Here is an 18924-nt window from a genome sequence, read left to right as displayed (position 1 = left end):
CTACCGGGGGGAGGTTTGCGTAACAAAAAACCCGCTCGGGGCGGGTCTGTTTCAGGTGGGGTCTTAGTCTGGGCTTTGCGCTATGTCGATGATGAACTCCCCATCGTTGTCCTCTAGGACCGTGAAGCCGTAGCGGTCTTCAATGGAGGGTGGCGGGTTCTCCTGCAGCAGCTTCAGATGCTTGATCTCCTTGTGTTGGGCGAGCTCAGCCTGGAGGATTTCCATCATGAGGGTCTTGTGGGCCTGCAGGACAGTCCAGCATTGCTCGGTGGCCTCGACCGTTGCTTCAGCCGGGTAGACCGGAGTGGATTGGGGTCGGAGTTTGGCCAAGTCCTGCAGCTTCTCTTCCGCCAGACCAATTCGGTGCGCGATGTCGTCGGCGAAGTTGTCGGCGTACTGCAGGTTGTAGAAGATGTCAGGGTGTGGGTGATTCATGCGTCAGTCTTGGTGGGTTGATGCAAGCAGATCCAGCTGCGGCGGCGGGTCCACCTTGGCCATGACGGCTGCCAGCTCTCGGCGGACGGTTTTCAAGGTGTTTTGCTGTTGCATCACGAGCTGGCCAATCTCATTGCCGGCCTGGATCATGGCGAACTGGTTTGCGAATCCCGCCAGGAGAGACGCCAGAGCGCGGGCTTCGCGGGGCCACAGGTCCAGGCACTCGTCGCCAATCTCGATGCGCGTGAGGCCGCCGACGATCTGGGTCACCGAGATTGAGCGGGCCGGTGGTGGGACATCCGAGGGCACAAACACCCCGTTTTCAACGCGGCGGATGCGTTCCTCGTCGCACAGGCGGCTGACGTGGTCATCGATGATGGTCATCTTGAGGCCGGTGACCTCGCAGAGCACCTTGCGGGTGACGATCTGCTCTTGGTTGTGCAGGTCGACAATTGCGTCGTAGACGATTTGGCCGGTGGTTTTCATTTGGGTCTTGGTCATGAGGTTCCCCAGTCATACAATCGAGTTCTCAGGTTCGTTGTGCGTTTCTGGGAAGGGCTGCCTCCGGGTGGCCTTTCTCTTTTGTGAGCTCAGGTTTGCTTCTCGCGGATCAACCGCTTGCGGCGCTGGTATTCGGCCTTGACCAGTTCATGGCCTGCGGCCTGGGCCTTCTCTTCCGGGCCGAAGATCGTGGCCAGGGCCGCCAGGTAGCCGGGTGTTTTCTCCCGGGCTGCCACGGACCTCCAGAAGTCTTGACCGCTTGCCAGGGCACGAACCTCGCAGCCCCTGCAGAACGCGCTGTAGGCGCCCCAGTAGGGCTTCTTGGCTGCGGCGGTGCAGTCGGGGCAGGTCACTTGCGCCATCTGCAGCCCTCGCACTTCTTGTCGGCCTTGCCGAGCTCGCTTGTGGTGTAGACACAGTCCTTCTCCATGCGGAAATGGATGGGTTTGAGCTTCGGATAGCGGGTGAAGCCGTCCGTGAAGTGGCCGTCCTGGGCAGGGATCACGAGCTGGCCCAATGGAGCGCGGTTGTAGCAGCCGTAGGTCATACCGTCACGATTTCGACGTCATGAGGCTTGCGCTTGCCGGCCAGGATCTCGTGCAGACGTGCCTCGGTCAGGCGGTGGCAGCGGATCATGGTGCGCTGAGGCAGGACGCCGATCAGGGCGGCATAGTCCTCCAGCAGGCCAGCAACGATTGCGGCCTCAGCCTCATCCAGGTAGAGGGGTTGGCCGGTCCTGCTGCGCTTGCCTGCGACAGCCATGATCGTCACCGCATCCTTGAGCAAGCCGCGCTCGTCCTGGATCTCGACTTGGGCGCCGTCACAGTCAAGCCAAGGGCCTTCGGTGATGAAGGTCTCCATCAGATTCACGGCATCACTGCAGACACGCCAGTCGTCGGTGGTGGCGGCGCTCTGCTTGAGCTGAGCCAAGCCGTCCCACATGCTGGACAACTGGGTGTCCTGCCAGTGCTTGGGGAGGGTCTCGGTCCGGCTGGCCGATATCTCATGCAAGAGGGTGTAGGTGCGCGTGCGCGCAGCCGGTCGCTTGGGCTTGGCCATGTCAGGCTCCTTCCTTGTTCAAGATCTCTTGCAACTCCCGGTCTTGGCGGGCGATGCTTTCCTTCATGGATTGCGGGCTGATCGTCCCGGTCAGCACCTTGGTGCGCAGGGTGATGGCGTTGCGGACCATTGCGCGAGCCTTGGCTAGGGCCGCGTCGTTGCGCTCGCTGTCCATCTGATCCAGCTGCTCAATCGCTCGCTGGGCGTAGACGGCGGCGTCGAGCAGTTCCTCGAGTTGGTGCTGCAGCCAATCGCGCAAGGACAGGGGGTTTTCAGCCACGGTCTGGCCGTACTTGGCGATCCCCAGGGCCTGTCGTTGGGCGATCAACTCGCAGACGCGGGCCTCGGTGCCGGTGGGATGGTGGCTCATGCGTGGGCCCTCCCTTGAGCGGGTGCGGAGGACAAAGATGGGAGCGGACTATTGAACTCAACCCAGGCGCGCCCATTCTTCACGCGGCTGATGATGGTGCGATTCACCCCGTATCTGGCCGAGAGCACCTCGTAGGTATCAGTGCTCAGGCGAATCTCGCGTGCCTTCTCCATCGTCAGCTTTCCAGCTTTGCGGCGGGCTGCGGCAATCTTCGCCCTTCGATCAGGCCGGCTGAAGGCCCCACGCTTTGCGGCAGCCTGTCCGATCACCGCCCAGGAGGTGGGGGTCAAATGGGCTGGACTCACACAGAGCTTTTCCCCGCACGTCGTCATCACAGGCTGACGGGGTGCCAGTTCTTGCCCTTTGGCTTCAATCACAAGCCGACGAACCAGCCGGCAAGAACCCATGAACTTCATGGTCGGGTAGCCATCGCCGCTTACCGACCCATGCCAGATGAGGCAGTCACCCACCTCGTCCGCGAGCGCTTTGATTTGGTCTTGTGTCACGAGCGACATGCATCTTCTCCTTCAAATTGCGGCAGGTTCTTGGGCCACAGGCCCAGGTCGTTGATCTTTTTGCGGGTGGCGGCGCCCCAAAGGGGCTCAATCTGGCGGCGGCGCTCCTTGCCGAGCAGTGCGCCCTGGTCCAAGTAGCTGTGACAGCCGCGTTGGCCAGGTCGGTCGGCGCAAAGCGGAAAGCACAGGCGGTCATCGGTTTTCGTGCCGGCGCCTTTGCCTGTGTTCGGGTGGGCCGCCTGGCTGTAGCCGTCGATGCCGCAAAACTTGCAGGGCAGCTTGGCAACAAGCCGGCGGTAGGGTTCGCTGCGCACCGGGGCCGGATCCTTGGGCGCGGACTTGAATCCCTCGATGGGGGCGATCACGCCGCGGCGGATGGGCTTGACGGTCGACCTGCTAATTTCAGCTTGACCTGCTGATTCGTGGTCGGCCTGCAATTTTTCGGTCGACCTGCTGATCACGCGGGGCTCACGCTTGAAAGCGCTGCGCTTGAGTTGGGAGTGGCGGATCATCGGTAGTCCTCCCAGCGAGCCACGCTGAAGCCCTGCAGGCCCAGCTCAGTGACGGCAAAGGCCTGCACCTGGGTGATCAGCTTGGCGTAGGCCTTAACCCCCAGCTCTTCGGAGCTGATGCGGATGCGGCGGCTGATCTTCTTGCCGGTCACCGGGTCGGTGGATGGCTCCCAGCGATAGCCGACGAACTTGTCCCGGAAGTACTCCTTCCAGGTCTTGAGGTCGTACTTTTGGCCACTGGCTCGGGCGTGCTCAGCGATTTCGGCCAGGACCACGCCGTGGTAGTAACGTCTCTGGCGGTCGCTTTTCTCGTCCTCCAGCGGTTTGACAACCACGGCCAGGCGCTGGCCCGCCCTCATGGCCTGGGCCACGTAGGGGGCCATCTGGCGCAGGAAGCTGGCCTTGGCCTGCTCGCTGTCGGTCCATTCGAGGTGCAGGGCTTGAGTCATGGGGCCCCCGGAATCGTTTGCGGAAGAATTTGCGGGATGGTTTGTTGCGGGTGCGCCGCCACCACGATGGGCCGGATCACCACAACCACCCGGCCCTGGTGCTCGTCCGGTGGCATCCGCTGGCCGGTCTCTTGCCAGACCCACTTGTCATCCCCGAAAGCGATGCCTTTGAGGGCGTCGTAGAGCACCTTGCGGCTGTTGTCCAGGTCGATGCACTGGACCGTGGCGTCCCAGCCCATCGGATCCAGGCGCGCGCGGCGCTCCCAGTCCTTGGGCCGGTTCGGGTAGAGCTTGATGTCCACCCGGACGCGCCCCTCGATGGGCTTGTGGATGCCGGCGGCCTTTGCCATCCACGCCACGCGCTCCTTGTAGGCCTTGGCCTCCGCGGTCACGTAGGTGAGCGGCATGGATTTACCGGACGTCTTGGCCTTCACGACTCGGGAAGCCCAATACCGGTTGGCCGAGACTGGCAGGGGTAGCGTCAGGGTGAACATGGCGGCCTCAGAAGCTCAGTTCGCTCAGGTCATCACCAGAGGCTGGAGCCCCCTCTTCCGCCTGCTCTTCATCCAGGGCCGGGAAGGTCGGCTGGCCACCATTGATGAAAAGGTCTTCAATGGTCGGAGCGGGCTTGTCGCCACCTTGGACCGGGAACGGGTTTTCCATCGGTTCAGCGGGCTCCTGCTCGTGCTGGGGCACGGCCGGCGGGATCAGGCGGATCGTGATCTGGTCGCGCTCCAGGCTGGCCAGCTTTCCGCAGGTCTCGATGTCCAGGCGGTCGCCGGCGTATTGGCACTTCCAGGTCAGGTGCACAGTGCCACCCTCCTTGGTTTCGATGTGCAGGCCAGTGACGCGCACCAGGTCAAATGTCATGGTGCTGATGTCGTCGCCGAGGCCGTAGTCGATCCAAAGTTCGTACCCGGCCATCTTGGTCTTCTTGTCGCCCAGGCTGAAGCTGCCGCCATTGAGCGCGGGGAATCGCAGGTTCGGCAGGATCTCGGGCACGCCGTCGATCTGCTCTTGGCCATCGTCGGCCGCGGCGTTGTAGTACAGGGCCTCGCACAGGCCGGGTGCGAACTCTTCCAGGCGGCTGTTGGGAATGTCGATGCCCATCTTCAGATCGACAGCCTGGCGGAACTCTTCGCCGTGCAGCTCCTTGCGCAGGTTCACGTCGGCCAGGATGACATCGGTGTTCTCGCGGAACTGAAAGACGGGTTTTGTGGTGGTGCTCATGGTTTTTTGTGCCTTTCTTCAGTGGTAGGCGGTTGGGGTTGTGGCTGGGTGATCAGAGGTCTGCCGAGCGCTGGCGGCCGGTGGTGGGCCGGTCGCCGTCCCAGTTGCCAAACGTCATGGTTTCGCCCGTGTAGAACAGGTCGAGGAAGCCGGTGGAGCCGCCGCGCTGCTTGGCGACAAAGATCCGGGCGTAGTTCTTCCACTCGCTGCCCAGGGATGGGTTGGAGTAGCCAGGGCGCAGCGGGAAGAGCACGATGTCGGCGTCCTGCTCGATAGCTCCGCAGTCGCGCAGGTCGGAGAGCTGGGGCACCTGGTCGGTGCGCTTCTCAACTTCGCGGTTGAGCTGGGCCAACAGCAACACGGTGATGCCTAGCTCCTTGGCCAGCTTTTTCAGGCCGCGCGTGACTTCCTCGAGTTGGGTGGTGCGGTTAGCCTTGACGTCGGTGCCGTCCATCAGGCCCAGGTAGTCCACGATCAGCACGCGCAGGCCTTTGCGACGCTTGAGCGATCGGGACTTGGCCCGGAGCTGATTGATGTTCAGCGAGCTGTTGTCGTTGATGAAAAACGGGATCTGGCGGATCTGTTCGGCGGTGCGCGAGATCTCGCTCCACTGCCAATCGCTCAGGCGCTCGGGCCGCAGGATGCTCGAGAACGGGATCTTCGAGACTTTGGAGACCTGACGGTTCTGGAGTTCGGCGCGGGGCATCTCGAGCGAGAACATGCCCACAGACTCCCCCTGCCGTGCGGAGTGCATCCCGATGTCCAAGGCAAGCGCGGTCTTTCCGATGCCGGGTCGGGCTGCGATCACCACCAGGTTGCCGGGGCGCAGGCCACCGTTGAGCCTCTCGTCCAGATCGCGCAGGCCAGTGGACACAAAGTCTGGCGAACCGCCGTCATTGCGGCTTTGGATCGATTCGCAGAACTCCACCATGCCTTGGTCGGAGCCGACCCAATCGTCCTGTTGCGCATCGCCGGCCAGCCGCGACAGCTGCTCGGTGACCAGCTCCACACGCTCGTCAATCGACATCGCATGGTTGCGGGCCAACTCCTGCACCTCACTGGCGATGGCGGCCAACTCACGGCCCTTGGCCCTGCTGGCAACGATCTCGGCGTGGCGACGGGCCGACGATAGGCCGCCGGTTGCCGAGTGCTCCAGGCTGACCAGGTACTCCAGCGAGATCGAGCCGGCCAGAGCCTCGTGGGTTGAGATTGGGTCACAAGGCTTGCAGGCGTTGATCAGGCCTGACAGCGCGGTGTAGATCGTGCGATCGTCTTCGACAAAAAAGTAGGCCGGCTGCAGGATGTCGCCGATCACGTCGTACACCTGAGCATTGCGCATCAGCGCGCCGAGGATCGACTGCTCTGCCTCGCGGTGGACCATGTCCACGGGCACAGCCAACTCGTCTGGGAGGTCGGGGAAAGTAGAGCTCATGCCGCCACCCTCGTCTTCTCGATGACGTGCTTCAGACCGCGATCGGTCATCAGGAAATCGATGTCGCAAACCCAGTTCGCGTGATCGCCGCTGCGTTGCCCGCGGCCCATCAGGAAATCGTTGTCCCGGGCCCGGTCGAAGTACTCGCGGAACCAGGCCTTAGCCTGCTCGGCAGTCTCTGCCCGACGTGTGTTGTCGGTCTTGCGCGATGTCAGCACCCAGCGCCACATGGCCGAGATCGACTTCTTGCGCTTGTCGTTGAGCAGGCGCACCGCCGGCAGCTCTGGCAGGACTTCGTGAAACAGGTCGATCAAGTCCTGAGTTGGGCATGGCGGGATGGGGTCGGCCTTGCCGACAGAACCGTTAGGTTCTCTTATCTCCTTCTCCTTCTCCTTCTCCTTCTCCTGCTCCTGGTTAAGGAACCCTTCCGAAAGGGTTTCGAGAGGGTTATCAAAATCAGGGGCTTGGATTCCGAGCAATGGGCCGCAAACCCGCATGAATGCTGGCTTCCAGTCACATTCATCTGGAATCTGGTCGGCCACCTTGACGGCCGATTTGCGCTGATTGGGGTTCTCAAGCGGGTTCCACTCAAAGTGCTTACAAACCCACACCCATTTCGTCGTTTCGCAACGGTTAGCGAAACCCTTTTGAAACAGTTCCTTAAACCCTTCCGAAACCCTTTTGGAAGTCCATTGGAGGTCTTCGCAGGCGTAGCCATCGGGAAGCCGAAACACTCCGGCAATGGTTCCGTGAGGGCAGCTCAGGAGGTAGATGGCCAGGTAGCGGGCATCCTCAGAAAGGCCTCGAATCTTGGTGCTCTCCCAGAACTGGGTGTGCACCTTGCCAAAGTCACGCATGGTCCAGCCCCCTCTCCGCTTCCATCGCCCTCACGGCGCGCTCAGATCGCTCCGCGATGAGCTTGGTCATCAGGGCCTGGTGCAACTCGGCGGCGGCTTTGTGATGGGCCTCACCGGTCAGGCGGTAATCGGCCATCTCGGCTTCAAGGAGCGCGCCCTGAGCCTTAATGCGAAATTCGAGAGCCTGATCCTCCAACGACATCGGAGACGTGTTGGAAACAATCACGCGCAGGCCGTTGCCAACACGTTCCAGATAGCCCTTGCGAACCAAGGCTTGCAGGTGCTCATATGCGGCGTTGGGGCTTGCCCAGCCGAAGTGGGCTGCAATGGCCTCTGCCGGCGCTACGCGCAGGTTTGCGCGCACCCATTCAAGGACAGACTGCTGGGCACTGGTCAGGAGCATTTGGCGCTCTCCAGCCAGTTCTGGCGGGTGCGGTAGGCCACCAGGTAGGCGCGGTGTTGGACTGAGCCGGGCTCAAACGGGTTGGCCTGCTCTGCGGGAATGAGGTTGTCTGCCGCGGCCTGGGCTTGATCTGCGATGTCCTCGGGGGACATGCGAGCGATGGGGGTTATGGTCATGCGCGGTCACCTCCATCTGAGTCCACATTGGCGGGATTGCCCCGCGTGACGCGATGAATCAAAGTAGCTTCATGCATCCACTGACTCGCCGCCTTTTGCAGCACTTCCAGAACAACCTCAAAACGCTCCTTGCCTCGGGCCAAGCTCACGGCGTCGTATATCTGGAGCAGGTCGATGGGGACTTGCTGACGCAACTCAGCTGTTTCTTTGCGGCGTCCGTCCTTGGAGAACGAGGGGTCGATGAATTCGTTGTCGTGGCTCATGTGCGCCTCACGGTGGTGGTGTCAAAAGTGCCCGGAGCCGAAGCCCCGGGCGAAGGCCGTGCAACGATCAATGGAGGGGAATCGCTGGATATGCACGGCGGAAACTGGGATGAGTGGCTGGCCGAGAAGGCTGCTCGCAGAGCAATCTGGAGGGCCAAACACGGGTGTCAGGCGCCAACCGGCTGAGGGACGGCGGCGCGGGGCTTGCGCTTCTTCTTGTCATCGCCGTAGCGGCCTTCCAGGGCGGCCTGCCAGCCGCGGGGGATGCCTCGGGAGCGCCAATTGCTCACGGCTGATTGGCGAATCCCAAGCGCCTTGGCGAGATTGCTCACGCCGCCCTCGGCCTGAATTGCGGTGTCTAGGATGTTCATGGGACGTGAATTTATCACGTTCGTGATTGATCCGCAAACACTTTCGTGTTGTCAAGATAGTAGATATGGAAACGCTCGGAACACGGTTGAAAGAAGCGAGGAAGGCCAGGGGTTGGTCTCAGGGGAGACTCGCCACTGCCGCTGGTGTGAGCCAGGGAACAATTGGCAACGTGGAGGCCGGGATTCGTGACGCGCCGCGCGAACTGCTGACCATTGCCAAGGTGCTTGGCGTGCGTCCGGAATGGCTGAAGACAGGTGAAGAGCCTCGTCAGGCTGGGGAGGAAGCGGCAATCGACCGACCAGGCCCGCCAGACATCCTTGGCAACCTGGTGAACTTGGACTTACGCCTGGCCGACATGGCCGAGGAACTCCAGGCGGCAGGCCGAGCAACCCTGGGGAAGTGGGCTGCTGGCAAGCTGTCAGCAACGGAAGCCGCTCAGACCTTAGAAGCGCTGATCAAGGCCAGCGAGAAGCTCGAGGACTGATCAATCGGCGCAAAAGGAGAAGCCCGCGCTCGGCGGGCTTATCTGGAGGTGGCAGAGACCTACTTGGTGGCGGGAACCGGCTGCTGCGAGGCGGGAACCGATTGAGCGCTAGGAACGTTGATGATGATCGGCGGCTGGGGAGGTTGAGCGGGCGCCGCTTGAGCCCCTGCGGCTTGAAACGTCGCAACTGTCATCTGCTGAATCGCAACGCCGGTGCCTAGAACTGCGGCAATCATGGTCAGAACGATGGTCACGGTTGAGCCCGCAAGCCACCACTTCGTGGCGCTTACTTCCTTCTCAATGTGGTCAAGCTTGGCTTCAAGGGCCGAAACACGGGATTCCATGTCCCCATCATATGGGGGTCTGCCTGTCCCATCAATGGATCCGCCCGATCCCTTCAAGCGTTGCTCGGTCTTTTCGACAGACCGAAGAAAAGCTACCTGCTTAGGTGACTCAGTCATTCTTCGGACCCTCGTAATAGTCCTGGAAGGCATCCATCAGCCCATCTGTGGCCTTGCTGATTTGGTCCAGCTTCTCTTTTATGTTCTGGCTGTAAGAGCCATTCCTTGTTTCGTTTGCCAGAGCCTCAACGGCTCCGTTGAGATTCAAGATGCAGCGGACCTGAGCAATGACGAGTCGGTCCAGCATCAGCTCTCGCTGGGATTTGGAGGGGTAACTCATGGTGTTTTCCTGCGCCCTCAACTTCTTTGATCGACGTTGACTCTCTCGCAAAGCTTTGCGGAGATCAGGCGCGCAAAATCATCTGTCGCTTGCACGAACATGCTCCCCCCGACCGCATGGCCATTCGTCCATTGGAAGAAGGCGTCTTGGTCTTCAGAGATTGAGTAGCACGCTAGATCATTAGCCCCCAAGAAGCTCGCGGTTGCCCGCTTATCGCAGGCAAAGGAGACCCGGCCCTCCCGGTTCACGATGAAGCGCGCGTGAGGTTCGTAGATGTCTGGCCGATCTTCTCTGTTGGCCTGCTTGATGTAGTTCGAGATCTGGATCGACACCAGATTCCAGTCGATGCCAGCGGGCTGAATGGGCTTCGATACGGGCATCGCTTCGGGTAGCGATGTCATGGGCCGGCGCCCGTCCTTGGCATCGCGATTGGCCCCGAAAGACTTCCAAATGAAGTAGACGGCCGCGATGCCGATCGCCCCCAGCACCAGGTCACGAATGTCGCCGGACTGGGTTGAGTCGCCCGTCCACTCTTTGCCCATCCCGCCGTAGCCAGCAACAGCGACTTCAGCCCCTAGCGCAAGGGCTGCAAAGAACCACTTTTTCATCAATCCCCCCAATTGAGCGTTTGGCCGTGGATGCCCCGCGGTGGTCCGTCAAAGGGGGCCCTATTCCTGGGTTGTGCCGTCTTTGCCGATGCTCAGCTCACCTGACTTCACCAGGCGGCGCAGCCGTTCATCCACGATCTTTGTGATCTCATTTTTGGCCATGCCCAGGGGGCGTGTAAATCCCTCTTTTGCGGCATCTTCCAGCTGAAAAGTCAGCATCGCGCGCGTGATGATCTCGTTGCTGAGAGAACGACCACTGACCTTGCAGGCCTCTTCGAGGCGAGCCTTTTCTGCCTCGGTCAGGCGCACTTTCATCTGGAGATCACGCATTGGTTCATCTTAAACCAGCATGGTTTACTTCCAACCTCGTATTGCATGGGGGTCAGGTGCTGGTTTACAGTCATCAACGTGAACCACTTTGGTTCATTGAGGTGACCATGAAAGAACCCCCCAAGCTGACCGCAAGATCAATCCGGATCCCCAAGGATCTGATCGACCATTTGCAGCGCGAAGCCGACAAGAACAAGCGAAGCCTCAACGCCGAGATTTGGTTCAGGCTGGAACAAAGCTCAATTTCGGACGCCGAGAACTTGCCCCGAATCGGAAGTGCTAACGCGCGACCGAGGTGATGGGATTGTCTCAATTTATCACGTTCGTGTCACATCAAAGTGAACCACTTTTCGAACGTGGTTTAAGGGTTCGCCCTTGTTACACCTTGTAAGAATGGGTGCTCAAACAACCAATCAGGGAAAAAAATGTTGATCAGTGATCCAGCCCGCCAGAGGCTGGCCTACCCATCCAAGGGCTCTGCGTTCACCGTCTCCGCCAAGATCTTGCAACTCATCCAGCGAGGACGCTGTGACTGAGGAAATCACTGACACGCTTACTCGGAAGCTCTCAGCACTCGAAGCAATGCTTCAACACACCACCACCGAATCGGGTGCGTCCTTCCAAAGCCTCGCATCCCACATCAAGGAGTCCTACCTTCTGCACGCGGCCGATCTGGCCAGGGAGTGTTTGGATTTGGTGAGATCAGCAGATGCCTAACTTTTTTCGCATCTTCAATCACATTCGTGTTGACTATTTCTAACACGCTCGTGATAATTACCCCATGCCGCAACGAAGAGTGCAAGACGGCAGCAAGGCAAGGATGAAGGCAGCGAAGGCATACCGTAGCTGAGTGACTAGGTCGAGGTTCACGCCCTTCTGGCCCCAGGACCAATCGCCAAACGGAGGGCGTCACGAAATACGAAGTTGAGGGCCTGGGTGGTCCAAGAAAAGAAAGAGAACCCGGCCGAGCCCTTCCAAAGAGGGGCAAAGCAAAAGCGCCCTCCGAGTGAGGGCGTTTCTGTTTTCTAGGTGTCTTTTGGGGTGCGGAATGCCCAGTGGTGATGGGCTGGGGAAATCGAGAGCCAGAGCCACCTGCGATGTAGCAGCAAGGGTTCATGCCGGGATCACCTCCGGCCCGCATCCCAAAAGACACCACAAACCATAGCCTGCCATGAGCAGGCTTTTTTCATGGAGGCCATACATGGCAGTCAACGGAATTGAGATCAAACCAGGCCAGAAGTGGCGCACTCGGGGTGGGTGGGAGGTCTTTGTTGAGGGTATTGATAACGACCCTGAATATCCGGTTAATTGTAGTGACGGTTGCCGCCGAACGCTGATCGGACGTGAGCTTCTCCATAAATTAAGCCGCTTTGACTTTTTCAAACTGATCGAAGACGCCCCCGCCGCTGCGCCACGAACTACCACCGAGTCATTTGCCCCCACGCTGCGCGACGAGTTCGCAAAGGCTGCGCTGGCAGCGCTGATTGGGCATGAGGGCAAGGACGATATCAACCGAGGCGCCAAGGCTGTGCCCACGCTAGCCAAGTGGGCCTACGAATACGCCGACGCAATGCTGGAGGCCCGCACGAAGGTGCCGGAAAGCCCCAAGCCGATCGAGGCGACCCTGGACCCAGCCCCAGAGCCGGCCAAGCCAGCGCTCGACCGGTGCCCCGGCAACCTTCCCAAGTGCAAGTGGGTAGACAGCTCGAATGGTCCCGGGCAGGTCTGCATCACCTGCGGCGACACGATTCCATTCTGATCTCGCAAACCCAATCCCCCCAAGCCCGCACCAGCGGGCTTTTTCACGTCTGGAGCCCGCCAATGACACCAGCCCCCCTACCCCCAGGCCTGCAGTCCGACGTTGTGCAGTTCGCAAACGCGGCGGCCCTGCAGATCGCTGCACTCAAAGCTGAGCTTGAGCGCTACCGAGCCCCACGCAGCGACAAGGGCACCTATGAGACCTCGATCTGCATCGCTGGCATCGAGGCTGTGCTGATCGCGCACTACGAGGTGCTGCCCGAAGAGGGTGACGGCTGGAACTCGCCTCACCGACCCGAGGAAATCCAGGTGCTTGCGGTCTACCTGCACGGCACTGACATCGGGCCAGCGCTGAGCGAAGCGCAACTCGAAGAGATCGCGTCCCGAATCTCCCAGGAGGTTGCGGACAACAAGGAAGCCGACGCCGAAGACCGCGCCGAGGCCCGTACAGAAGCACTGAAGGAAGCAGCATGACCCGCACCCAATCCATCCTTGGCCGCGCCATCCTGGCCATGGCCGTCACCCTTTCGGTCGGCTACATCGCCGCCCAGGACTCTCTGCCCTCCGAACACCAGGCCGCCCAGGATGTGGCCGACGAGGTGCACCAGGTGGCGCTAGACCAAGCTCAGCTGGAAGGCGATTTGCTGTTCAACCAGCGCGCTCAGGCCTACGGCGACATGCTGTGCATCCGCACTGCTGGGCCGAACACGCGGGCTGCATGGTCCGGCCCTGAAGAGACCCTCAACTGCGTGCCACGGGTGCGCGCGAGAGACCGGCTGGTGCTGGTGGCTGGGGGTGAGCGATGAACCCGATCCAGATCATCGACGTGATCAAGCACAAAAACGCTTACGGCTATCAATGGTTTGTCGTTGTGGACCGGATGCCGAAGCGGGTCTACACCCGCACCGGCAACATGCTGGTTTCAAACGACAGCGGCTTTTACGACTTTCTGGCGATTGAAGGCGGCACAAAGGCATTTGGCGGCCGGAAATTCAGCATTCAGCTGGACGATGGTTCGACCTTTGAGTGCCACGGCCAAGTTTGGTCCTGTGGTGCACCAAAGGGAACAGAGCCCACCGTCCAGCTTGGCATCGGGACCATTGAAAGACTCCGCGACTGCTATGTGTTCTCTGGTGCCAGCGTGAGCAAAGCCCGCTTGCAGGAATGGCTGGACGCGAATGAGCCGAGCACCGATTACAGAAAGTACGACCGGCGCGAGACCGAAGAGTACTGGCTGGAAGTCCTGGAGGCCTGCCCATCTCTCAAGAAGCAGGTATCTGCACAGCGAGCCAGAGCGCTGAAGAGGCGAGGCGTCCTGATCTTCAAAGACGGGTCTGCTCGCTTCTGGAGCCCGTACTTTGAGCGGAAAAAGGCGCACAAGGCCAAGCGCACGGCGGAGGCGGCCCAGTGAGCACCCGCCCCACCTGCCGCTGTAGCTCAGCGCCTGAGCCGCGGCCCTGCCCCACTCCCGAGGCCTGCCACCTCCCGATCGATGTGGTGCACCCCGACCCCTACGACTGGCAGCCCGCAGTGATCTGCATCGCTGTCGTGATCCTTGTTTCATTCGCCGCCGGCGTGATTGCCGGCCTCTTCCCGACCATCCTCTGAAAGCCCACCACCATGACCACCGCCGACCTTCTGGAACCTGTTGAGTCCACCGCAACCCAGTCTTCTGACAAGCCCCTGGCTGAGCTTCCCCCCGCAACCCGCGCCGCTGTCGCGCTGCAATCGACCAAGACCGAGCAAGACTTGCGCGCCCTGGTCGAGAAGGCCAAGCCGATCACGGCCATCAAGAACGCTGAAGGCCGCGATGAGTGCCACTCAGTGCTCCAGACCCTGATCAAGGCGCGAACCACGATCACGAAGCGCGGCAAGGAAGTCCGCGATGATGCGAACAAGTTCGCCAAGGCTGTGATCGCTGAAGAGTCCCGCCTGATCGCCATCACCGAGGCCGAGGAAACCCGGCTGCAGGCCCTGCGCGACGAGTGGGACGCCGAGATCCGCCGCCAGGCTGAAGCCAAAGCCGCGGCCGAGCGTGCTCGGGTCGAAGCGCACATCGCCCGCATCAACGAGATCAAGGCCATCGGCACCCTGGTGCATGACTGCCGCACAGCTGACCGAGCCCAGGGCTTGCTGGACAAGCTGCAGGCCTGCGACATGACCGGCTTCGAGGAATTCACCGAGCAGGCCGTCAAGGCATGGGAAGAAACGATCCTGGCCGTGACCGCGGTTGTGACCGCGAAGCGCGAGGCTGAAGCCGAAGCCCTGCGCATCCGGCAGGAGCAGGAAGCCGAAGCGGCCCGCCTGGCTGCTGAGCGCGCCGAGTTGGAGCGCCTGCGCGCTCAGCAGGCGGCGCGGGACGCTGAAGCCGCTGCGGAGCGCGAAGCTGAGGCCGCCGCGGCACGCGCCCGGCTGGCCGAGGAACAGGCAGCACTGGCAGCGCAGCGCGAAGCCCTGGCCGCTCAAAGCCGCCTGATTGCTGAGCAGGCCGCAGCACTGGAGGCACAGCGCGAGCAGGCCGCCCAGGCGCTGCGCGCAGCTCAAGCGGCTGCAGAAGCGAAGGCCGCGGGTCAATTCGATCCGGAGCCCACGGACCCCGCCCCGGTGGCCGTCATGCCGGCCCAAGTCGAAAGCGACGTGACCGACGTTGTGCCCCGCGAGATCCCTGCGCTGGCCGCGCCGGTCGAAGTCCCCGCCCTGCGCCTGGGCCAGATCAACGACCTCTTCAAGCTGGTGAGCACCACCGCCGACCAGATGGCCCTGATGGGCTTTACCCCCTGCAAGACCGAGAAGGGCTCGAAGTTCTTCGCACAGGGCGACGTGCTCAAGGCCTGCCACCACCTGGCGGCCCACTTCCGCGATCTGGCCGCCTCGATGGCCGCCTGATTCACCACTGACCAAACAACCGAAAGCCGAACATGCAACTCACGACCCAAGAAACCAGCGCCGTGGCAGCGATCAAGCCCGCCGGCCAGTTTGACCTGAGCCCCCAAACCTTCGAGCAGGCACTGACCTTCAGCCAGTACTTGGCCGAATCGGATCTGGTGCCCAAGGACTTCAAGGGCAAGGCGGGCAACTGCCTGATCGCCATGCAGTGGGGCGCTGAACTGGGGCTCAAGCCTCTGCAGGCCCTGCAGAACCTGGCCATCATCAATGGCCGCCCCAGCCTCTGGGGTGACGCTGTCCTGGCACTGGTTCGTGCCAGCCCGGCCTGCGAGTGGGTGATCGAAGAAGACGAAGGCGACACCGCTGTCTGCCGAGTGAAGCGCCGCGGTGAGCCCGAGCAAAAGCGCACCTTCAGCATGGCTGACGCCAAGACCGCCGGCCTGCTGGGCAAACAAGGGCCCTGGACCCAGTACCCCAAGCGGATGCGTCAGATGCGCGCCCGGGCCTTTGCCTTGCGTGACGTCTTCCCCGACGTGCTGCGCGGCCTGCCGGTGGCCGAAGAGGTCATGGACTCCGAGCCCAAGGACATGGGCCCGGCTGAAGTGGTCGGCGAGGCCGCAGCACCCCAGGTGAACGTGGACGCCATGATCGCCGAGGCCCGGAAGACAAAAACGGACGCCGACGCCTTGGCCTACTGGAAGAACAACAATGGACTGCTGGCCAAGCAGCCCAAGGATCACCAGCGCCTCAAGGATGCGGTGGCGCTGCACCGCAAGCAGCTCGCTGAGAGTCGCACCGTGGACATGCCCCAGGCCGAAACGGAAGTCACTGAGCCCGCCGCTCCAAGCCCGGCCCCGGCTCCAGCAGCCCCCATCGTGACCTACGCCCAGGTGATGGAAAAGCTCAAGGCAGCAACGAACGAGGACGCCCTGACCGTTGCCGCTGACTGGATTGGGGAAGTGGCCGACCCGCAGCAGCGCGCCGAGCTGGGCAACTTCTTCGAGTCCCGCCTGGCCGAGATGCGAGGCTGAAGCCATGGCCGCCCCTCGTTGCATTACCTACGACGGCGACCAGCAGGACGCAGCGTGGCGCGCTCTGCGCCTGGGCTGCGCCACTGGGAGCGGCTTTGCTTTTGTCCTGGCCAAGGGCGAAGGCAAGGCCGAAGCGGTCACTCGCAAGAACTACCGAGTCCGGCAGGCTCTTGAGCTGTTCACCGGTGAGCCGGAGGGCGAAGGCTTCACGACTTGGGCCATCAAGCAAGGCATTGAGCGCGAGCCAATCGGGCGGATGGCCTTTGAGGTGGCCACCGGTTTCATGGTCGACCAGGTGAGCTTCATGCGCCTGGATCACCCTTTCCTGCGCGCTGGCGTGAGTCCTGACGGGCTGATCGAGAGCGATGCCGGGTTTGAGCTGAAGTGCCCGACGAAGGCTGTGCACCTGGAATACCTGCAGCGCCGCACGGTCCCGCCCGAGTATGTCGCCCAGGTTCAGGGCAACCTCTGGATCACCGGCCGCAGGCGCTGGGCCTTTGCGAGCTTCAATCCAGACTTCCCTCCGGAGCTGCAGCTGCACTGGTTTTGGGTTGAGCGGGACGAGGCCTACATCCAGCGTCTGGAGGATGAGGTCTGGAAGTTCACGGCCGAAGTGAATGACACCGTCAAGCAGCTCCAAGCCCTGATTGATGCCCGCCGGGTGGCTGCTGCGAACGCTGACCAGGTTGAACTGGCGGCGTGAGGCCTCTTTGCGCGGGTTCCTGCAGCCGCTCGAACCCGCCTTAGACCTCTTTGACGATATCGCTGTCACGCTGCAGGGGAGGTAGGCCGGCGCGCTCTCGGAGAACGATCACGACCTCGCCAAGTTCCATATCCAAGGGTTCAGAGATCACGAAAAACAAGTGGCCCGCATTTGGAAGGTGACTCATTTTTGCGGCCCACTTGGCACCGAGTTCAACGCTAGCTGAGAGTAGAGCCAGGCCACGCAAGAGGGGCTCTAAGTCGGTGTATTTGGTGAACAAGCTGAAGTTGATCGACTTCATCGTTGTAACGGTGGCCTCAATGGAGCAAAGGGCTCCGAGGGTTTTGTCGTGGTTCTCAGTCTTTGCGATGATCCGAGCCCTGGAAAGCGCAAGCAGACCAGCTGATGCCAATTGGGCGGCAGTGACTACTGCATTCTTTCGCTCCTGCTCTTCAGCCTCGGCAACCCGTCTGCGCTCTTGCTGGTCAGCCCTCTTGACCATCTTGGCACTCGCATAGATCGCCGCAACCGAGCCAACAGCCTGCACCCACCCCGACCACTCTGCCTTGGTCATGCAAGTGGCCCAAGTCTGCCACCAGAAGGCGCAGTACTCATCGGGCGCCGCACTCTTCAGGCTTTTCACCGCCTGGATCAACTGATCAAGACCTTCAACCATTCCCCACCCCTTTTTTGTTGGGGCGATGGTAGCGGATCAGTTTTTTGAATTTCAACCTGAGCCCGCCGCGTGCGGGCTTTTTGATTGCCAATAAAGGTTCTCATATGCACTGGATCAACAAGTGCCACTTCGGTGACGTACGCGATGTGCTGACTAACATGATCTCCGATGGAGTGAAGGTCAACACGATCGTGACCAGTCCGCCTTACTGGGGGCTGCGTGACTATGGGGTAGATGGGCAGATTGGTTTGGAGCCAACCTTTCCCGAGTTCCTGGCCACCATGACCGAGGTTTTTGACCTGGCTCGCCAGGTCCTGCGCGATGACGGCACGGCTTGGGTGAACATGGGTGACAGCTACGTGGGCAACCGGGGCGCCGCATGGGGCCCGTCGCCATCTAGTCAGGCCGCGCGCGAAAAGACTATGACAGCCTCCCGGCGTCGGGACAAACTGGCGATACCGCGCAGCGATGTGCGAGTGGAGGGCCTGAAGCCAAAGGACTTGGTAGGCCAGCCCTGGCGGCTTGCATTTGCCCTTCAGGACGCTGGCTGGTGGCTGCGCTCCGACATCATTTGGCACAAGCCCAACCCCATGCCGGAGAGTTGCAAGGACCGTCCGACCAAGGCCCATGAATATCTTTTCTTGCTGTCAAAGTCAGAGCAGTACTTCTTCGACTTCGAGGCTTTTCAGGAGCCCGTGAGCGGTACCGCGCACGGTCGCGGCCGGAGAGAGTTTCCTGATGGCTGGGCTTCGGGGCCTGGAACACATCACGCGATCGGGCACAACACACCGAAGGCCAAGGCCAGCACCGGCGTGGGCTTCGGCCGCGGCTACGACAAGGCGCCAAAGCCCAGGGTGAAGAACAACATGAGCATGGATTCGGCTTTGCGAGAAGCGCCGACCATGCGCAACCGTCGAACGGTTTGGACCATTCCAACCCAGGCCTATGCCGGGGCCCACTTTGCAACATTCCCCGAGGCGCTGGTCGAGCCCTGCATTCTTGCCGGCTGCCCCGTTGGTGGGACGGTGCTCGACATCTTCTTTGGTACCGGCACTACCGGCCAAGTGGCTCAGCGCTTGGGCCGCAACTGGATCGGCATCGATCTGAACCGCGCCAATGAGCCGCTGCAGGCCGAACGTTTGCGTCAACCTGGTCTCGCTCTTGAAGCAGCCTGACCAAATCCTCCTTCCCAG

32 protein-coding genes are annotated in these 18924 nt (G+C 61.4%); 10 read left to right on the top strand and 22 right to left on the bottom strand.

The window, feature by feature from the left end; translation table 11 throughout:
• Positions 1-63: 63 nt before the first annotated feature.
• The 17 genes from PSQ40_RS04865 to PSQ40_RS04785 all read right to left on the bottom strand — a co-directional run bounded on the left by PSQ40_RS04865 (position 64) and on the right by PSQ40_RS04785 (position 8573).
• A complete protein-coding gene (locus PSQ40_RS04865) occupies positions 64-435 on the bottom strand; it encodes a hypothetical protein (RefSeq protein WP_273949214.1) in 372 nt (123 codons plus the stop codon).
• A 3-nt stretch (positions 436-438) separates the two neighbouring features.
• Positions 439-921 carry a hypothetical protein gene (locus PSQ40_RS04860; RefSeq protein ID WP_273949212.1) on the bottom strand — a complete coding sequence of 161 codons (483 nt, stop codon included), beginning with the start codon at positions 919-921 and terminating at the stop codon, positions 439-441.
• Between the two features lie 104 nt (positions 922-1025).
• Positions 1026-1298, bottom strand: a complete 273-nt coding sequence (locus tag PSQ40_RS04855; RefSeq protein ID WP_273949211.1) for a hypothetical protein — start codon at positions 1296-1298, stop codon at positions 1026-1028.
• Entirely contained in the window at positions 1286-1483 is a 198-nt protein-coding gene (locus PSQ40_RS04850; RefSeq protein ID WP_273949210.1) for a hypothetical protein, read from the bottom strand. The genes PSQ40_RS04855 and PSQ40_RS04850 overlap by 13 nt, the downstream gene beginning before the upstream one ends.
• Positions 1480-1995, bottom strand: a complete 516-nt coding sequence (locus PSQ40_RS04845) for a hypothetical protein (protein ID WP_273949209.1) — start codon at positions 1993-1995, stop codon at positions 1480-1482. The genes PSQ40_RS04850 and PSQ40_RS04845 overlap by 4 nt, the downstream gene beginning before the upstream one ends.
• A gap of 1 nt (position 1996) precedes the next feature.
• A complete protein-coding gene (locus PSQ40_RS04840) occupies positions 1997-2365 on the bottom strand; it encodes a hypothetical protein (protein WP_273949208.1) in 369 nt (122 codons plus the stop codon).
• Complete coding sequence (locus tag PSQ40_RS04835) at positions 2362-2880, bottom strand: hypothetical protein (RefSeq protein ID WP_273949206.1); 519 nt, start codon at positions 2878-2880, stop codon at positions 2362-2364. Before PSQ40_RS04835 ends, PSQ40_RS04840 begins: the two co-directional genes overlap by 4 nt.
• Positions 2868-3392, bottom strand: coding sequence for a hypothetical protein (locus PSQ40_RS04830; RefSeq protein ID WP_273949205.1), 525 nt, complete (start codon positions 3390-3392; stop codon positions 2868-2870). The genes PSQ40_RS04835 and PSQ40_RS04830 overlap by 13 nt, the downstream gene beginning before the upstream one ends.
• Positions 3389-3841, bottom strand: a complete 453-nt coding sequence (locus tag PSQ40_RS04825; protein ID WP_273949204.1) for a hypothetical protein — start codon at positions 3839-3841, stop codon at positions 3389-3391. The genes PSQ40_RS04830 and PSQ40_RS04825 overlap by 4 nt, the downstream gene beginning before the upstream one ends.
• The gene (locus PSQ40_RS04820; protein ID WP_273949202.1) at positions 3838-4335 is read right to left on the bottom strand and encodes a RusA family crossover junction endodeoxyribonuclease; all 498 of its coding nucleotides are present in this window, start codon (positions 4333-4335) and stop codon (positions 3838-3840) included. The genes PSQ40_RS04825 and PSQ40_RS04820 overlap by 4 nt, the downstream gene beginning before the upstream one ends.
• 7 nt (positions 4336-4342) lie before the next feature.
• Positions 4343-5071, bottom strand: coding sequence for a hypothetical protein (locus PSQ40_RS04815; protein ID WP_273949201.1), 729 nt, complete (start codon positions 5069-5071; stop codon positions 4343-4345).
• Positions 5072-5123: 52 nt separating this feature from the next.
• Positions 5124-6503: a replicative DNA helicase gene (locus tag PSQ40_RS04810; RefSeq protein WP_273949200.1), complete on the bottom strand. Its 1380-nt coding sequence runs from the start codon at positions 6501-6503 to the stop codon at positions 5124-5126.
• Positions 6500-7360 (bottom strand): hypothetical protein, encoded by an 861-nt coding sequence (locus tag PSQ40_RS04805; protein WP_273949199.1) that lies wholly within the window; start codon positions 7358-7360, stop codon positions 6500-6502. Before PSQ40_RS04805 ends, PSQ40_RS04810 begins: the two co-directional genes overlap by 4 nt.
• Positions 7353-7763 carry a LexA family protein gene (locus PSQ40_RS04800; RefSeq protein ID WP_273949198.1) on the bottom strand — a complete coding sequence of 137 codons (411 nt, stop codon included), beginning with the start codon at positions 7761-7763 and terminating at the stop codon, positions 7353-7355. The genes PSQ40_RS04805 and PSQ40_RS04800 overlap by 8 nt, the downstream gene beginning before the upstream one ends.
• Entirely contained in the window at positions 7754-7939 is a 186-nt protein-coding gene (locus PSQ40_RS04795) for a hypothetical protein (protein ID WP_273949197.1), read from the bottom strand. The genes PSQ40_RS04800 and PSQ40_RS04795 overlap by 10 nt, the downstream gene beginning before the upstream one ends.
• Positions 7936-8202, bottom strand: coding sequence for a hypothetical protein (locus PSQ40_RS04790; RefSeq protein ID WP_273949196.1), 267 nt, complete (start codon positions 8200-8202; stop codon positions 7936-7938). The genes PSQ40_RS04795 and PSQ40_RS04790 overlap by 4 nt, the downstream gene beginning before the upstream one ends.
• Before the next feature lie 167 nt (positions 8203-8369).
• Positions 8370-8573: a carph-isopro domain-containing protein gene (locus tag PSQ40_RS04785; RefSeq protein ID WP_273949195.1), complete on the bottom strand. Its 204-nt coding sequence runs from the start codon at positions 8571-8573 to the stop codon at positions 8370-8372.
• Positions 8574-8638: 65 nt separating this feature from the next.
• On the opposite strand from PSQ40_RS04785, the gene PSQ40_RS04780 reads away from it, so the two are divergent.
• Positions 8639-9058 (top strand): helix-turn-helix domain-containing protein, encoded by a 420-nt coding sequence (locus PSQ40_RS04780; RefSeq protein WP_273949194.1) that lies wholly within the window; start codon positions 8639-8641, stop codon positions 9056-9058.
• Positions 9059-9117: 59 nt separating this feature from the next.
• Here the strand turns inward: PSQ40_RS04780 and PSQ40_RS04775 are convergent, their stop codons facing one another.
• The 4 genes from PSQ40_RS04775 to PSQ40_RS04760 all read right to left on the bottom strand — a co-directional run bounded on the left by PSQ40_RS04775 (position 9118) and on the right by PSQ40_RS04760 (position 10677).
• The gene (locus PSQ40_RS04775; RefSeq protein WP_273949193.1) at positions 9118-9402 is read right to left on the bottom strand and encodes a hypothetical protein; all 285 of its coding nucleotides are present in this window, start codon (positions 9400-9402) and stop codon (positions 9118-9120) included.
• A gap of 109 nt (positions 9403-9511) precedes the next feature.
• Positions 9512-9739 carry a hypothetical protein gene (locus PSQ40_RS04770; protein WP_273949192.1) on the bottom strand — a complete coding sequence of 76 codons (228 nt, stop codon included), beginning with the start codon at positions 9737-9739 and terminating at the stop codon, positions 9512-9514.
• A 17-nt stretch (positions 9740-9756) separates the two neighbouring features.
• Complete coding sequence (locus PSQ40_RS04765) at positions 9757-10347, bottom strand: hypothetical protein (protein ID WP_273949190.1); 591 nt, start codon at positions 10345-10347, stop codon at positions 9757-9759.
• A 60-nt stretch (positions 10348-10407) separates the two neighbouring features.
• The gene (locus tag PSQ40_RS04760) at positions 10408-10677 is read right to left on the bottom strand and encodes a hypothetical protein (RefSeq protein ID WP_273949188.1); all 270 of its coding nucleotides are present in this window, start codon (positions 10675-10677) and stop codon (positions 10408-10410) included.
• 107 nt (positions 10678-10784) lie between these two features.
• On the opposite strand from PSQ40_RS04760, the gene PSQ40_RS04755 reads away from it, so the two are divergent.
• The 8 genes from PSQ40_RS04755 (at position 10785) to PSQ40_RS04720 (ending at position 17055) form a co-directional block, all read left to right on the top strand.
• Positions 10785-10976 carry an Arc family DNA-binding protein gene (locus PSQ40_RS04755; RefSeq protein WP_273949186.1) on the top strand — a complete coding sequence of 64 codons (192 nt, stop codon included), beginning with the start codon at positions 10785-10787 and terminating at the stop codon, positions 10974-10976.
• A 902-nt stretch (positions 10977-11878) separates the two neighbouring features.
• Positions 11879-12436 carry a hypothetical protein gene (locus PSQ40_RS04750; RefSeq protein ID WP_273949184.1) on the top strand — a complete coding sequence of 186 codons (558 nt, stop codon included), beginning with the start codon at positions 11879-11881 and terminating at the stop codon, positions 12434-12436.
• A gap of 104 nt (positions 12437-12540) precedes the next feature.
• Positions 12541-12909 carry a hypothetical protein gene (locus tag PSQ40_RS04745; protein ID WP_273949182.1) on the top strand — a complete coding sequence of 123 codons (369 nt, stop codon included), beginning with the start codon at positions 12541-12543 and terminating at the stop codon, positions 12907-12909.
• Entirely contained in the window at positions 12906-13241 is a 336-nt protein-coding gene (locus PSQ40_RS04740; protein ID WP_273949181.1) for a hypothetical protein, read from the top strand. Before PSQ40_RS04745 ends, PSQ40_RS04740 begins: the two co-directional genes overlap by 4 nt.
• Positions 13238-13846 (top strand): hypothetical protein, encoded by a 609-nt coding sequence (locus PSQ40_RS04735; RefSeq protein WP_273949180.1) that lies wholly within the window; start codon positions 13238-13240, stop codon positions 13844-13846. The genes PSQ40_RS04740 and PSQ40_RS04735 overlap by 4 nt, the downstream gene beginning before the upstream one ends.
• Before the next feature lie 209 nt (positions 13847-14055).
• Entirely contained in the window at positions 14056-15321 is a 1266-nt protein-coding gene (locus tag PSQ40_RS04730; protein ID WP_273949178.1) for a hypothetical protein, read from the top strand.
• Between the two features lie 32 nt (positions 15322-15353).
• Positions 15354-16352 (top strand): hypothetical protein, encoded by a 999-nt coding sequence (locus PSQ40_RS04725; RefSeq protein WP_273949176.1) that lies wholly within the window; start codon positions 15354-15356, stop codon positions 16350-16352.
• Between the two features lie 4 nt (positions 16353-16356).
• Positions 16357-17055: a lambda exonuclease family protein gene (locus PSQ40_RS04720; protein WP_273949174.1), complete on the top strand. Its 699-nt coding sequence runs from the start codon at positions 16357-16359 to the stop codon at positions 17053-17055.
• A 40-nt stretch (positions 17056-17095) separates the two neighbouring features.
• Here PSQ40_RS04720 and PSQ40_RS04715 read toward each other — a convergent pair whose 3' ends face one another.
• Positions 17096-17731, bottom strand: a complete 636-nt coding sequence (locus PSQ40_RS04715; RefSeq protein ID WP_273949173.1) for a hypothetical protein — start codon at positions 17729-17731, stop codon at positions 17096-17098.
• Positions 17732-17835: 104 nt separating this feature from the next.
• On the opposite strand from PSQ40_RS04715, the gene PSQ40_RS04710 reads away from it, so the two are divergent.
• The gene (locus PSQ40_RS04710; protein ID WP_273949914.1) at positions 17836-18906 is read left to right on the top strand and encodes a DNA-methyltransferase; all 1071 of its coding nucleotides are present in this window, start codon (positions 17836-17838) and stop codon (positions 18904-18906) included.
• The last annotated feature ends 18 nt before the right edge of the window (positions 18907-18924 follow it).

Origin of the sequence: Curvibacter cyanobacteriorum (assembly GCF_028649475.1) — a bacterium.
GTDB classification, from domain to species: domain Bacteria; phylum Pseudomonadota; class Gammaproteobacteria; order Burkholderiales; family Burkholderiaceae_C; genus Curvibacter; species Curvibacter cyanobacteriorum.
Note: the sequence above shows the minus strand (reverse complement) of the source record. Positions and strands in the feature narration are given on the sequence as shown.